12 protein-coding genes are annotated in these 15,343 nt (G+C 39.4%); 8 read left to right on the top strand and 4 right to left on the bottom strand.

All coding sequences use genetic code 11. From position 1 onward, the window contains the following. The first annotated feature begins 24 nt into the window (after positions 1-24). From J5A56_RS05405 to J5A56_RS05390, 4 genes are all read left to right on the top strand, one after another. Positions 25-2,901: a PD-(D/E)XK nuclease family protein gene (locus tag J5A56_RS05405; RefSeq protein WP_021671543.1), complete on the top strand. Its 2,877-nt coding sequence runs from the start codon at positions 25-27 to the stop codon at positions 2,899-2,901. A 731-nt stretch (positions 2,902-3,632) separates the two neighbouring features. Continuing rightward, entirely contained in the window at positions 3,633-5,198 is a 1,566-nt protein-coding gene (locus J5A56_RS05400; RefSeq protein WP_021671542.1) for an acyl-CoA carboxylase subunit beta, read from the top strand. A gap of 17 nt (positions 5,199-5,215) precedes the next feature. After that, a complete protein-coding gene (locus J5A56_RS05395; protein WP_196801653.1) occupies positions 5,216-5,365 on the top strand; it encodes a hypothetical protein in 150 nt (49 codons plus the stop codon). A 9-nt stretch (positions 5,366-5,374) separates the two neighbouring features. Continuing rightward, complete coding sequence (locus tag J5A56_RS05390) at positions 5,375-5,803, top strand: biotin/lipoyl-containing protein (protein ID WP_021671540.1); 429 nt, start codon at positions 5,375-5,377, stop codon at positions 5,801-5,803. A gap of 309 nt (positions 5,804-6,112) precedes the next feature. Here J5A56_RS05390 and panD read toward each other — a convergent pair whose 3' ends face one another. Both panD and panC read right to left on the bottom strand, forming a co-directional pair. Further along, positions 6,113-6,457 carry an aspartate 1-decarboxylase gene (gene panD / locus J5A56_RS05385; protein WP_021671539.1) on the bottom strand — a complete coding sequence of 115 codons (345 nt, stop codon included), beginning with the start codon at positions 6,455-6,457 and terminating at the stop codon, positions 6,113-6,115. Between the two features lie 9 nt (positions 6,458-6,466). Next, a complete protein-coding gene (gene panC, locus J5A56_RS05380) occupies positions 6,467-7,318 on the bottom strand; it encodes a pantoate--beta-alanine ligase (protein WP_021671538.1) in 852 nt (283 codons plus the stop codon). 227 nt (positions 7,319-7,545) lie between these two features. On the opposite strand from panC, the gene J5A56_RS05375 reads away from it, so the two are divergent. The 4 genes from J5A56_RS05375 (at position 7,546) to J5A56_RS05360 (ending at position 12,641) form a co-directional block, all read left to right on the top strand. After that, a complete protein-coding gene (locus tag J5A56_RS05375; protein ID WP_021671537.1) occupies positions 7,546-8,355 on the top strand; it encodes a glycogen/starch synthase in 810 nt (269 codons plus the stop codon). Between the two features lie 33 nt (positions 8,356-8,388). Continuing rightward, positions 8,389-9,834, top strand: coding sequence for a DUF4270 domain-containing protein (locus tag J5A56_RS05370; protein ID WP_021671536.1), 1,446 nt, complete (start codon positions 8,389-8,391; stop codon positions 9,832-9,834). Next, positions 9,824-9,955: a hypothetical protein gene (locus J5A56_RS05365; RefSeq protein WP_021671535.1), complete on the top strand. Its 132-nt coding sequence runs from the start codon at positions 9,824-9,826 to the stop codon at positions 9,953-9,955. Before J5A56_RS05370 ends, J5A56_RS05365 begins: the two co-directional genes overlap by 11 nt. A 142-nt stretch (positions 9,956-10,097) precedes the next feature. Next, a complete protein-coding gene (locus J5A56_RS05360; protein WP_021671534.1) occupies positions 10,098-12,641 on the top strand; it encodes an ATP-dependent Clp protease ATP-binding subunit in 2,544 nt (847 codons plus the stop codon). 404 nt (positions 12,642-13,045) lie between these two features. Here the strand turns inward: J5A56_RS05360 and imm40 are convergent, their stop codons facing one another. Next, positions 13,046-13,381: an Imm40 family immunity protein gene (gene imm40, locus J5A56_RS05355; protein ID WP_249112025.1), complete on the bottom strand. Its 336-nt coding sequence runs from the start codon at positions 13,379-13,381 to the stop codon at positions 13,046-13,048. A 210-nt stretch (positions 13,382-13,591) separates the two neighbouring features. Then, positions 13,592-15,337: a phospho-sugar mutase gene (locus J5A56_RS05350; RefSeq protein ID WP_021671532.1), complete on the bottom strand. Its 1,746-nt coding sequence runs from the start codon at positions 15,335-15,337 to the stop codon at positions 13,592-13,594. Between the last annotated feature and the right edge of the window lie 6 nt (positions 15,338-15,343).

Here is a 15,343-nt window from a genome sequence, read left to right as displayed (position 1 = left end):
TAACAAGAGTTTTTATATACAATTATGAATACATTTCTCGAACACGTAGCAACAGATTTGCTGAAAAAATATGGTAATGACATGGCGCATATAGCTGTTGTCTTTCCTAATAAGCGTGCTGCACTCTTTCTAAATCAAGCCTTAGCACAATTAGCTGATGGGCCAGTATGGAGTCCTGCGTATATAACCATATCTGATTTCTTTCGTCAACATTCAGAACTTACCATTGCTGATCCTATTAAAAGTATTTGTGATCTCTACAAGAGTTATGTTGAAGTTACAAATAATACAAAGGAAACTTTAGATTACTTCTATGGCTGGGGGCAACTACTCTTAGCTGACTTCGATGATATCGACAAGAATATGGCAGACGCTGAGAAAGTATTTTCTAATATTAGTAACCTTAAAGAATTAGATGATATAAGTTATCTTAACGAAGAGCAGAAAGCAGAATTACGCCGTTTCTTTGCTAATTTTGACGATAATCCAGAGGGGATTAGAGAACGTTTCATTACCCTTTGGTCTAAGCTAAATGATATATATAATGATTTTAAGCAAAGACTTAGAAATCAAAAACTTGCATACGAAGGTATGCTTTACCGTGATGTTGTTGAGAAACCACAGATAAAAACACAATATGAACATTATGTTTTTGTCGGTTTCAACGTGCTTCAAAAGGTAGAGCAAGTGCTTTTCAAACAATTCTTAAAGGAAGAAAAGGCAAGTTTCTATTGGGATTATGATCGTTATTATATGAAGTCAATGAATGAGGCAGGTAACTATATTCGTCGTTGGCTTGATAAATTCCCCAATACTTTGCCTAACGATAATGATGAATTGTATGATAATTTAAGTAAGAAGAAGGAGATAAATATTATCTCTGCACCTACTGAAAATCTACAAGCACGCTATATATCTGAGTGGTTACGAGAGAATGAACGATATAAAGATGGTAAACGTACAGCGATAGTTCTTTGTGATGAACACTTGTTGCAGACCGTTATCCATTGTATACCTGATGAAGTAGATACGCTAAATGTTACAACAGGTTATCCTCTACAACAAACTCCGATTGCATCGATGGTTTCGCAACTTTGGGCATTGCAAACAGAGGGTTATTCTCTTCAGGAACAGAGCTACAGACTTCATCACCTCAACAGAGTCTTGCGACATCCTTACGGAAAGTATCTTACACATGATGTTGACGGAATTATCGAACGATTAAATAGCAAACGACAATTTTATATAAAGCCAACAGAAGGTATATTTTTTGAATATTATCCAAGTGACAAACAGCATCTACCTGCTTTAGTAAAGTGGTTAGCAGAAACTGTCCGTTTCATCGGAGTGAATGGCGCAACTGATAAAGATCCACTCTTTGAGGAGTCTGTTTTTCGTATGTACACCTTACTCACACGATTGTTAGAGTTGATTGGGAATGGTGATCTTGAAGCAGACAAGATTGTCTTCCGTCGTCTTTTAACCCAACTTATAGCTTCTACCAGCATTCCTTTCCATGGTGAGCCAGCCCGTGGGGTGCAAGTGATGGGCGTGCTTGAAACCCGAAACCTTGATTTTAACCATGTCCTTGTACTCTCTTGTAATGAAGGAAATATGCCAAAGGGGGTTGATGATGCTTCCTTTATTCCTCATCTTATTCGTAAGGCATACGACTTAACAACCATTGATAATAAGGTTTCAATCTACAGCTACTACTTCCACAGCATGATTCAGCGAGCAAAAGATGTGACTTTCCTTTATAATAATTCTACGCAAGGTAGTCATACTGGTGAAATGAGTCGATTCATTTTACAACTAATGGTAGAGTGGAATCATCCAATTCATCGACTAACCTTGCAAGCTGGACAAGAGCCTATGCGTTGTGAAGCAGAAGTGGTAGAGAAAAATGACGCAGTACTTAAAAGACTCGATGAAATCAGTTATTTTTCACCAACTGCTATTAATACCTATATAGGTTGTCAACTAAAGTATTACTTTAAGTATATTGCGGGTATAAAAGAACTCGATGAAATCGACATAGATGACGTTGATAATCGTATGTTCGGTAATATCTTTCATTCGGCAGCACAGCTCATGTATGAAAAATTATTACCAAGAGAAGTTATCACAACAAAGAACATAGATCACTTGTTAAAGACAGGGAAAAGTACCCAATCGCTTACATCTGGGTATGCTGAACTTACATTGGATGATATTGTTGATGAAGCATTTGCGACAGAACTCTTCCACCAACCGAAAGAAAACAGAAAGCATCCAAAGCTCAACGGACTTCAACTTATCAATCGTGAGGTAATTATAAAATATTTACATCAATTACTGCGAATAGATCGTCGCTCTGCTCCATTGCGTGTAATAGGTCATGAATTCTCTGTTAAACGTTCATTGATAATTAATGTGAATGGGTTGGAGAAGCAAATAGAAACAGGTGGACGCATTGATCGCTTAGATGAGATACTTGTTGATAGTGATAACGCACGCTTACGTGTAGTAGACTATAAGACAGGTGGAAAAGTTGCAGAGTCACTTCAATGTGTTGATGACATGTTTGATGATAAGAATATAAGTAAGAAGAGTGACTACACTATGCAAGCAATGCTTTATAGTCTTATTGAGACAACAAATGATTCTGAACATAATCCTAATCATCGTGCAGTAAGTCCTGCTCTGCTCTTTATACAACATGCAGGTAGTGAAGATTATAATCCAGTGCTGTCAATAGGTAATGAGGAAATAACCGATGTTACCGTATATGAGGATGATTTCTTTAAAAATCTCATAGAGAAGCTCGAAGAAATACATAATCCTAATATACCTTTTGCACCTACGGATAATACAAATAGCTGTAAATACTGTCCCTATAAACAGATATGTGGACGATAAGTTATAGTTATGACACTCTTTTTTCGACTTACAAAGAGTAAAGTGAATCGAAAAGAGTATCTCACCTTATCTTAAGAGTACATTTATCAAATTAAAAAAAAACAAAGAAAAAATCTACTAAAAGCAAACATAGTATGGTAAAATATCACAACAAAAAGAAGAAGAAAAAGCACTTAAATTAATCAAAAAGCAAGCATTTTAAGTACATTTATAACTGTCTCGTTTTCAAACAGCTACAAAACAGCATAGCAAAAGGTGCTTAATTAGACTTCAAAAGGGCGTTAGTAAGGTCCTTAAAGGGCATCTTTAACAAGTCAATTGGACGTCTTTTAGGAGCCAAAAGAGCCTCTTTAATTTTTCAACATTTGAATTTTTATTACAGAACCAAAGTAAAAGAGATAAAGAAACAGATAATAACTTCCCTTCAATTTATCTATAATTCAATAGAAAAATATCAGCATCATAATAGCATGTGACAGATGGTGCATGCCTACAAAGCTCCAGCTTTTTCGCACATAGCTATGTAATTAAAGACAAATTGAAGTCATTAAACATAAAACCTTAACAATATTTAAAGAGGTGAAGATAACTATCTCCACCTTTTTTAGTAATTTTGCATTTAATTCTGTTATAAGGACTTTTTAGCCCATTAGAGAAAAATGAGCAGAAAGCTACAAATGAAAATTAAAGTAAAATATAAGAAGCTATAAATAAGAAAATAAATTCAAATTATGAGTAAGCAAACAGAAAAGATCAAGGCACTCGTGGAGAAGCGCGAGTTGGCACGCTTAGGTGGTGGTCAAAAGGCCATCGACAAGCAGCATGAGCGCGGAAAGTACACTGCACGTGAGCGTATTGAAATGCTGGTTGACAAGGGCAGCTTTGAGGAATACGATATGTTCAAACTCCATCGTTGTCATAACTTCGGTATGGAGAAGAAGCAGTATCTCGGTGATGGCGTTGTTGCTGGTTCTGCAACTATCGACGGTCGCCTCGTATACCTCTATGCGCAGGACTTCACCGTAAACGGAGGTTCGCTTTCTGAAACAATGGCTCAGAAAATCTGCAAGGTAATGGATATGGCTATGACCAACGGTGCACCAGTCATCTGTATGAACGACTCTGGTGGAGCACGTATTCAGGAGGGTATCTCTGCTTTGGCAGGTTACGGCGAAATCTTCGAGCGTAACATCCTCGCTTCTGGCGTTATCCCACAGATTTCAAGCATCCTTGGTCCATGTGCTGGTGGTGCAGTTTACTCTCCTGCACTGACAGACTTCATCATCATGAAAGAGCAAACAAGTTACATGTTCTTGACTGGTCCTAAGGTGGTGAAGACCGTAACTGGTGAAGATATTGATGCTGAGCACCTCGGTGGCGCAAGCGTTCATGCTTCAAAGAGTGGTGTAACAAGCTTTACAGCTAAGACAGAGGAAGAGGCAATGGATCTTATCAAGAAGCTCCTCTCTTACATTCCTTCAAACAACCGTGAGGAAGCACCACGCACTGAGTGCACCGACCCTATTGACCGTAAGGAAGACCTCTTGAACGAGATTATCCCAGACGATCCAAACCAAGCATACGATATGTACAAGGTAATTCAGGCTGTAACTGACAACGGAGAGTTCTTCGAGGTTCAGCCAAAGTTTGCTAAGAACATCATCACTGGTTTCGCTCGTTTCAATGGTCAGAGTGTTGGTATCGTAGCTAACCAGCCATCAGCTTACGCTGGTGTATTGGACGTAAACGCAAGCCGTAAGGGTGCGCGCTTCGTTCGTTTTTGCGATGCTTTCAATATTCCTATTGTTTCACTTGTTGACGTGCCGGGCTTCCTCCCAGGTACAGGTCAGGAGTACAACGCTGTTATCCTTCATGGTGCACAGTTGCTCTATGCTTATGGTGAGGCTACAGTACCAAAGATTACTATCACACTGCGTAAGAGCTATGGTGGTTCACATATCGTTATGGGTTGTAAGCAGCTCCGTTCTGACCTCAACTTCGCATGGCCAAGTGCAGAGATTGCCGTTATGGGTGCATCAGGTGCTGTTGCCGTTCTCTGTGGTAGAGAAGCTAAAGAAGTTAAGGAACAGGGTGGCGACGTTAAGCAGTTCCTCGCTGAAAAGGAAGAGGAGTACTCAGAGAAGTTTGCTAATCCATATCAGGCAGCACAGTTCGGTTATATTGATGATGTTATTGAGCCACGCAATACCCGTTTCCGCATTTGTCGCGGCTTAGCTCAGTTGGCACATAAGAAGCAAGACTTACCAGCTAAGAAGCATGGATGTATGCCAATGTAATAAGGAGGCGCACGACTATGGATAAAAACGTATATGCAGCAATTGCAATGGCACTCTATGAGTTTGCCGGAAACAATGTTCACGATAACGAGCCAGGCATCATCACTATTCTGCCAAAGCAGACAATGTGGGATGCTAAGTTCGAGGTAATGACAAAGAAACCATAATAGACAACAATGAAAGAATTCAAATATACTATCGACGGCAAGGAATATAAAGTCGAGATTGGGGAGATTAATGCCGAGAATGTTACAGAAGTAACTGTCAACGGTGAGCAGTATGCAGTACAGATGGAACAGCCTGCTGAACCAGAGAAGAAGAAGGTTGAGCTTGGCAAGCCAGCTGCTGCTGAAGCAAGTGAGGAGTCAGCTCCTGCTGTTGCTATCAATAGCGCTGCTGCTGTTAAGGCTCCACTTCCAGGAACCATCACATCTATTGAGGTTGCTGTTGGTCAGGAGGTAAAGGCAGGCGATACGGTTGTTGTCCTTGAAGCTATGAAGATGCAGAACAACATTGAAGCTGAGAAGGATGGCAAGGTGACTGCTATCGCTGTGAAGGTTGGTCAAGCTGTGCTTGAAGACGACCCATTAGTTGTTATCGAATAAATTCAGGTATCAGCTGACTGATAGTCACTGGTGCTATTATCATTTTCTTGAGAGGGTATGTCATTAGGCATACCCTTGCTTTTTTGATAAAGTAACGTAATTTGTAGATATAAAAAACACACAATCACACCCCCTGTTCAAAACTATAAAATCATCTACTCTCTCTTATAAGTCTCAATTTAATAAGTAAGTAGTAGCTTTGAATTATTTTGAATAACGAAATGTAATTGTGTGATATGAAGGTAGGGATTCTATATCCAATTCCTACCAAACCATTAGGGTAAACCTTATGTAAACTCGGTTCTCAATTTACAATCTGTTGCCTTCCTTCGGAAATACAACAGAAGGTTTGAAGGTCTTTGCCTCTTCAAAATCCATGAGTGCATAAGAGATGATAATCACCTCATCGCCAACAACAACCTTACGTGCGGCAGCACCATTCAGACAAATACAACCAGAGCCACGCTCTCCTTTAATAATATACGTCTCAAAGCGTTCACCGTTGTTATTATTGACAATTTGAACCTTCTCACCTGCTATCATATTAGCAGCTTCCAATAAGTCTTCATCAATGGTAATACTACCCATATAATGAAGGTTTGCCTCTGTGACAGTAGCACAGTGCAACTTACTTTTTAATACTTCTATCAGCATCTTTTCTTATTATCCTCTATACTTTATGTGGTCAATAAGACGAATGGGTGTATGACCACAATAAACCGTAATACAACCTACAACATACGCTTTCCATGTATTCACTTCGAGGAGCGTGTTGCCATCTACAATATCAAAATATTCAACCTCAAGTCCATCAATAGCATTAATATCTGTAACAACTTTATCATGTGTTTCAGCAACGCTGTGCGTCTTAGAGAATTCAACACTCTTACTTAACGCCTCGTAAATCTTCGGTGCTATAGCCCGCTCATCAGACGTTAACAACATATTGCGGGAGCTCATTGCTAATCCATCATCTTCACGAACGATTGGGCATTCCACAATCGTAAGTTTGTCATTCATGCCAATAAAATCTACAAGGCGTTTGATAACGGCAATCTGCTGCCAATCCTTCTCGCCAAAATAGGCTCTGTCAGGATGAACAATATAGAATAATCTGCTGACAACTTGACAAACACCATTGAAATGACCAGGACGTTTGGCACCCTCCATCACCGTTGATTGTGGTGGAAATTCGAATTGACGATTATCAGGTTTGGGGTAGATTTCCTCAACTGAAGGAGTAAAGACGTAGTCAGCTCCACATGTTTCAAGAAGTTGACAATCAGCTTCTAATGTACGAGGATAACGCTCTAAGTCACCCTTATCATTAAACTGGGTAGGATTAAGAAATACAGAAACGACCGTTACATCATTCTCCTCAACGCTTTGTTTCACAAGTGATGCATGACCATTATGTAAAGCACCCATCGTAGGCACTAATCCAATTGTTTTGTTTTCTTTACGACAAGAGAACAGTTCGTTCTGAAGTTCAACAATCTTTTGAATAACTTTCATTAGTCACTAAATTTTTTATCACTGCAAAGTAACAACAAAATAATTAAATAGACGAGATTTTAATTAAATAATCTCAATATGCCACACTTTTTATTTGTTTTCAATCGAAAGCAAGAGTTGTCTCGTTTTTTTTTAGTACCTTTGCAGAAAGTAAGTTGCGCATTGAAAATTATCGTTCTTTGCGTTTGCTTGCAATAGTTGCAGAAATAAAAATTCTAACATAAAGAATGGGAAAAAAAGTATTATTTGTTAATCAAGAAATCTTGCCTTACGTGCCAAAGACAGAGATGTCATTATATGGCTCAGAAATGCCACACATCATGCAGGAAGCTGGATATGAAATCCGTACTTTCATGCCAAGATGGGGAAATATCAATGAACGCAGAGGGCAGTTACACGAAGTCATTCGCCTTTCAGGTATGAACTTGATTATAGACGATACAGACCATCCATTGATTATCAAGGTGGCAAGTATTCCGCAGACACGTATACAGGTTTATTTCATTGATAATGAAGATTATTTCCAAAAGCGTCCTGCAATGACAAAGGACGAATTGGGTAACGACTATACCGACAATGGCGAGCGCGCTATCTTCTTCGCAAGAGGTGTGTTGGAAACAGTAAAGAAGCTAAGATGGACTCCTGATGTGATTCATTGTCAGGGTTGGATGTCTTCAGTTATTCCATTCTACGTGAAGACTGCCTATAAAGATGAACCACAATTTGCCAATTCAAAAGTTGTAACCTCAATCTTTGCAGACCAGCCACAAGATAGCTTAGGAACCAACTTTAAGCATTGTCTTGAGTTCCGTGATGCGAAAGCAAAACACTTGAAGAACTATGGTGATGACTTCAACTTCATGGAATTAGGTAAATTAGCTATTGACTATTCAGATGGTGTCATTGGTACCAGCGATAAAGTTAATGCAGATCTTATCAACTATGCTAAGACAAATGACAAGCAACTTTTGGAACATACAATCGATGATACTGAACTAAAAGAGAAGTATTCAGAGTTTTATAACAAATTGTTCTAAGATACTTAGATTTATACAATTAAGAAATTCTAAATGAGAAGGAAATTTATTGCAGCTTTAATGCTTGCAGCTTGTATCGGAATGGTATCATGTGATGATACCACAGATACCCTTGGAGGTTCACTTATTGATAATGGCGATAAACTCTCTATAAAGGCAGACACCTTCAACGTAGCTTCTGAGACAATGGTTGCTGGTAGTGTTTTTGCACGTTCAGCAACTGGATATTTGGGTAGAATGGTTGATCCAGAAACAAACACAACTGTTACGGGTAACCTTATGTCACAATTCCATGTACTTAGTAAATATGAATTGCCAGCAAAGGACTCTATTATGAGTCGTGATGCAAACAATGAGATTATTGCTGACTCATGTGATATAAGACTTTATTATAGCTCTTATTATGGCGACTCACTTAGCCAAATAAAGCTAACAACATACGAACTCTCAAAGCCTGTTGAGGAAGGCATAACATACTACTCTAACTTCGATCCTGAAGCACAAGGCTATATCCGACCTGTCGCACAAGGTGGTATTGCCGAGAAACGTTCGTTTACACTGACAGACTATACAGAAGCGGATAGTATCAGAAAAAAGAAAGGTTATAATCGTAATATCATTTTACGCTTAAATAACCAGTACAAAGATAAAAATGGAGTAACCTACAACAACTATGGTACCTATCTACTTCGCAAGTATCTGCAGACCCCATCTGCATTCCGTAATCCTTATCGCTTCTTACATGAAATCTGTCCAGGGTTCTATTTCAAGATAGATGGCGGTTCTGGTTCAATGGCACATATACAGGTTGCACAGTTGAATATTTACTTCAAGAACAAGCAAAAAGGAAAGGTATCCGCAATATCAACCAACTTTGTTAGTACTGAAGAGGTTCTTCAGCTAACTAACTTCTCTAACGACAATACGAAATTACAGCAGTTAGCAAATGAGTCAGGTCACACCTATCTCAAGACTCCTGCCGGTTTGTTTACGAAGTTAACATTGCCTGTATCTGACATAATGTCAGGACATACAAGCGATTCTATCAACTCAGCTAAGGTTGTACTCTTCCGAGAGAATAATAGTTCGACATCCGATTATCAGTTTGGAATACCACAAAATGTTGTGATGGTTCCAGCAGATAGCCTACAATCATTCTTTGCAAACAACCGATTGCCAGATAACAAGACATCGTTTATTGCTACTTATAATAAAACAACGAATAGCTATGTATTCAATAATATTTCGGGAATTATCAACTTCTTCTCACGCAACACTTCAATGCCTGCATGGGGTAAGGTTGTGATAGTACCAGTAGAATTACAGACCGTAACACAAGGCACGGGCAATAATAAGAAAACTATAATAACTAAGGTTTCCCATAATATGAGTCTATCAAGCACAAAGCTATTGGGCAACACATCTACTGGTAAGAATATTCAGATTTCAATTATATACGGTAAGTTCAATGGCAGATAACTTCTTAGAACGTCATCGTGAAGAGTATGAACAGCGCAAAGTGGCTTGGCTGCGTAAGAAGAAGCACTTGGAACGACAACCAAAGACAAGACTTCAGAAGCCTGACGATGAAGCACTGTAGCAAAATATAAGATGGAGAATCGGACCTACAATATACGTGTATGTCCGATTCTTCGCCTTTTGGCACATCTTTTGTATATAATACCCTACTAATACAGGACATATTGTCCATAGATAAAAGTAAAGATAAGAAAGTTTAGGATATGATGAATCAATTCTCCCCAAAGGTTTCTGAAATTCTATCATTCAGTAGAGAAGAAGCGGAACGACTGACAAGTAAATCGGTTGCTCCTGAGCATATCATGCTTGCTATTCTTCGAGAGAAGTCAGGACCAGTATGGGAACTATTCAATCAATGGAAGATTGACATAGATAACATAAAGAAAGAAATAGAAAGAAGTATTCTGGAGGAAACTACTGAAACCAACACTTCAGTACCTGATATGCTTTTAAACGAACAAGCAAATAATATATTGAAATTAGCTGTGCTTGAAGCTCGTTTACAGCATACCCAAACAGTAGATATTCTTCATCTTTTCCTTGCTATTCTGCACGATTCTTCTAACAATGGTGCAAAGCAAGTAATGGAAGAAAGTGGATTCAATTATAACAACGCAATATCGATGTTACAGAAACGCGCAAATCAACCAAAGAATGGTATAGGAATGGCTGACGAAGAAGAAATGTATGATGATATGATGTCATCTTCATCGTCTGACAGCAGTAATAATGCCAAGACAACACAGGCTCCTCGTACAAAATCTAAGACACCAGTGCTCGATAGTTTCGGAACCGACCTTACTCAAGCAGCTGCCGAGGGAAAACTCGATCCAGTTGTAGGCAGAGAGAAAGAGATTATGCGTGTCAGTGAGATTCTTGGTAGAAGAAAGAAGAATAACCCTATTCTCATTGGTGAACCAGGTGTTGGTAAGAGTGCTATTGTTGAGGGTTTGGCACAACTCATCGTGAAGCATCTCACCTCACCTATTCTATTCGAAAAACGTGTCATTACTCTTGATTTGACTGCTGTGGTGGCTGGCACGAAATACCGTGGTCAGTTTGAGGAACGCATCCGTGCGTTGATTAAAGAAATCGAACAGAATCCTGACATTATTGTCTTTATTGATGAGATTCATACACTCATCGGAGCAGGCTCTTCACCAGGCTCGATGGATGCAGCCAATATCCTTAAACCAGCTTTGGCAAGAGGCACAATACAGTGTATCGGTGCAACAACACTCGATGAGTACCGTAAGTCTATTGAAAAAGACGGAGCATTGGAGCGCCGTTTCCAGAAGGTACAGGTTGAGCCAACGACAGTTGAGGAGACGCTACAAATTCTTGAGAACATCAAAGACCGTTACGAGGCACATCATCATGTAAGTTATACTGCGGATGCTTTGAAAGCCTGTGTGAAGTATGCTGACAGATATATTACCGACCGTTACTTCCCTGATAAAGCAATAGATATTATCGATGAAGCTGGTTCACGTATCCATCTGCAACACGTAAAGGTGCCTCAGTCCATCCTTGACATTCAGAAGGAAATAAAGGTTGCACATGAGAAGAAACAGGCTGCTGTAAAGAATCAGAACTTTGAATTGGCTGCAAGTTTCCGTGATAAACAAACAGAGTTGGAACAGACACTGAAAGACGAACAGGAGAGATGGCAAAAAGGTGACACCGAGGACAAAGTTGAAATCAATGAGGAAGCTATTGCTGACATTGTTTCAATGATGACGGGCGTACCAGTCCAGCGTATGCAAGAGGCGGAAGGTATTCGTCTGAAGAATATGGATAGAGAACTCAAGCAAGTTGTTGTTGCACAGGATGCTGCCATTGATAAAATGGTAAAGGCTATCCAACGCAACCGCGTAGGCTTAAAAGACCCAAATCATCCAATCGGAGCATTTATGTTCTTAGGTCCTACAGGTGTGGGCAAAACCTATCTTGCTAAGCGATTAGCAGAGATGATGTTTGGTTCTGCTGATGCTCTGATTCGTGTTGACATGAGCGAATATACAGAGAGTTTCAACACCTCTCGCCTTGTTGGTGCTCCTCCAGGATATGTTGGCTATGATGAAGGTGGACAACTGACAGAGAAAGTACGTCGTCACCCCTACTCTATCGTCTTACTTGATGAGATTGAGAAGGCACATGGCAACGTCTTTAATATGCTTCTGCAGGTACTTGACGAAGGTCGATTAACTGATGGCAATGGACGATTGATAGACTTCCGCAACACAGTTATTATTATGACATCAAATGCGGGTACACGTCAACTGAAAGAATTTGGACAAGGTGTCGGTTTTAAAGCCACAAACCTAAATGGTCTTTCACAGAGTGAGGGCGACAAGGAACGTGCACGTGCCATTATCCAAAAGAGTCTGAGCAAGCAGTTTGCTCCAGAGTTCCTCAATCGTTTGGATGAGATTATCACCTTCGATCAGTTAGACCTTGAGGCAATAAAGAAGATTATCAATATTGAGCTCAAAGGTCTCTTCAAGCGTGTTCACGAGTTGGGCTACGAAATGGAGATAACTGACGAAGCCAAAGAGTTTGTAGCAACAAAAGGTTATGATGTACAGTTTGGTGCGCGCCCATTAAAGCGTGCTATCCAGAATCATATTGAGGACGGACTGAGCGAACTGATTCTCTCTGGCGATATCAAGTCTGGCGATACTATCAAAGTATCTAAAGAGAAAGATATTGAGAAACTGAAGTTTGATGTTGTATCAGCTGAATAAAATCTAAGGGAAGGAATAAACATCTCCTACCCTTACCAAATTTGTAATATAAAAGTCATCTTTAAAGAATGAATTGATGCTTAGTTGCATTTCAATTAAGCCTTAATTGACGTTCAAAAGATGCTTAATTGAAGCCTTAAAGGTGCTTAGTTAGACTCTAACTAAGCACCTTTTCTTATGCTGTTTTACAACACATTGATTGACTGAAAGTTACAAACACGGTTAAAAAGGCTCTTTATTAAGAAAAAACATGTAGAATGCCGAATTATATTGTAATAATATTTCTAATCCCTGCACTCAGTTTCTACTTTTAGCTTTCATTCTGAAACTATGCCTGAACCAACTAATCAACCAAAAACTGCACTGCCTTTTCGAGAAAGTATTCGATTATTCTAATTAATCTTCTATGACCAAGGAAAATAAGGTCCTATCACAAAAATGATTTTGTAAGTCCTTATGTAAGATTCAGATTTATTGCAACTGTTTTGCACATAATTGTAATATGATTCACTTGGAGTCCTATCATAATACCAATTATCATCTAAGCCCTCTATTATAGAATCATTCAAACTATATACATCACCACCTAAAATTGGAATCAATAAAAGTTTGCATAGTTGCACTATTTTAAGTGCTTCATGGTCTGGAAAAGCATAACCTTCAATACCTAAATGCTTCAAGGAATAATATTCGGAAATATCATTATCTTGAATAATTGAAATTATATCATTCTTTTTCATTTACAAGAGACTAAATAATCTATGACTTGAAAGGCTAAAAATCAAATAGCGTAGCCTGCTAAAAGAGATAGAAAGCTATCAAAAGAATTATATATAGAAGGCATAGAACAATAAAAACAGGAGTTTCCACAAATAAAACTTTATAGAGACTCCTGCTTTAATTATAATATCAAGCCCTCTCAAATATTATCAAAGGCTAAGAACAGCCAATTACAAACCCAAACTCTTCTTAATAGCCTCAATCTTCTCGCCTACACGCTGCTCGCAAGCAGGGAAATCAGAAGCTGAGTTCATTGTATCCTTAATCTCAAGATAGAACTTAATCTTTGGCTCAGTACCTGATGGGCGTACGCTCACCTTAGTACCATCTGTGCAGAACCACTGGAGAACATTGCTTGTGTCAGGCATATCCATCTTCTCCTTAGAACCGTCAGCCTTTGTTATCTCAAGACTCTGGAAGTCCTTATAAACATCAACAACACTACCGCCAAGCTCCTTTGGAGGATTAGAACGGAAGTTCTTCATCATCTGCTGGATTTCATCAGCACCACTCTTACCAGGACGCTCAACATTGATTGTGAACTCGTGGCTATAGCCGTACTCCATATAGATATCCATAAGAATATCATACAAAGTCTTACCGTGATCCTTTGCGTATGCACAAATCTCTGCCAACAAAGCACAAGCACTTACTGCATCCTTATCACGTACGAAGTCTTCTGCAAGGAAACCATAACTTTCCTCACCACCACCGATGTACTGCTGTTTGCCCTCAGAGAGTGCAATCTCACGTGCAATCCACTTGAAACCAGTGTAGCAATCGCGCATCTCTACGTTCTGCTTCTCAGCAATCTTACGAATTACCTCAGTTGTAACAATAGTCTTTACGATGAAATCAGTTGGCTTCATCTTGCCCACAGCCTGACGATTTGTGATGATATACCATAAGAAGAGCAGACAGGTCTGGTTACCATTAATCAGTACCCACTCGTCAGCGCTATTCTTACAAGCCATACCTACGCGGTCAGCATCTGGGTCAGAAGCCATCAGGATATCAGCATCAAGTGCCTTTGCATCTCGCAAACCGAGTGTCAAAGCCTCAGCAATCTCTGGATTTGGACGGTCAACGGTTGGGAAATTACCATCCTTAACCATCTGTTCTTTTACACAATGAACATTGTCAAAGCCCCAAGAAGCCAATGCACGAGGAATCATTACGCGACCAGCACCATGCAATGGAGTATAAACAATCTTCAAATCGTGCTGATCCTTAATTACCTTTGGATCAATACTGATGGTTTTTACCTTCTCAAGATAAACCTTATCAATCTCCTCACCGATAATTTCAATCAGTTGCTTGTTGCCTTCAAACTTGACTTCCTCAATTTTAACCTTGTTTACTTCATCGATAATGCCCTTGTCATGTGGTGCAAGCACCTGTGCGCCATCTTCCCAGTATGCTTTGTAACCATTGTATTCACGTGGGTTATGACTTGCTGTAATGTTCACACCAGCCTGTGCCTTCAAATAACGAATAGCGAAAGAGCACTCTGGAGTAGGACGAAGATCGTCAAAAAGATATACCTTAATGCCATTTGCTGAGAAGATATTTGCAACTGTTTCAGCAAAGAGACGAGAATTATTACGGCAATCGTGGCATACGACAACACTAATCTGTTCCTTATCCTTGAAGCAAATCTTCAGATAATTTGCAAAACCCTGTGTTGCCATACCAACAGTATAGATGTTCATACGATTAGAGCCAGCGCCCATAATACCACGAAGTCCACCTGTACCGAACTCTAAATCTTTATAGAAACTTTCAATAAGGTCGGTCTTATCCTCATTGTTAATCATAGCCTCAACAGCAGAACGAGTCTCTTCATCAAAAGCAGGAGACAGCCACTGTCTTGCTTTGCCTTCGCATTGTGCGATAAGTGTTTGGTTATTGTCCATAATTTA

It is taken from the genome of Prevotella melaninogenica (assembly GCF_018128065.1).
Lineage (GTDB): Bacteria > Bacteroidota > Bacteroidia > Bacteroidales > Bacteroidaceae > Prevotella.
The sequence above is the reverse complement of the archived record's forward strand: the minus strand, read 5'-3'. Positions and strand labels throughout refer to the sequence as shown.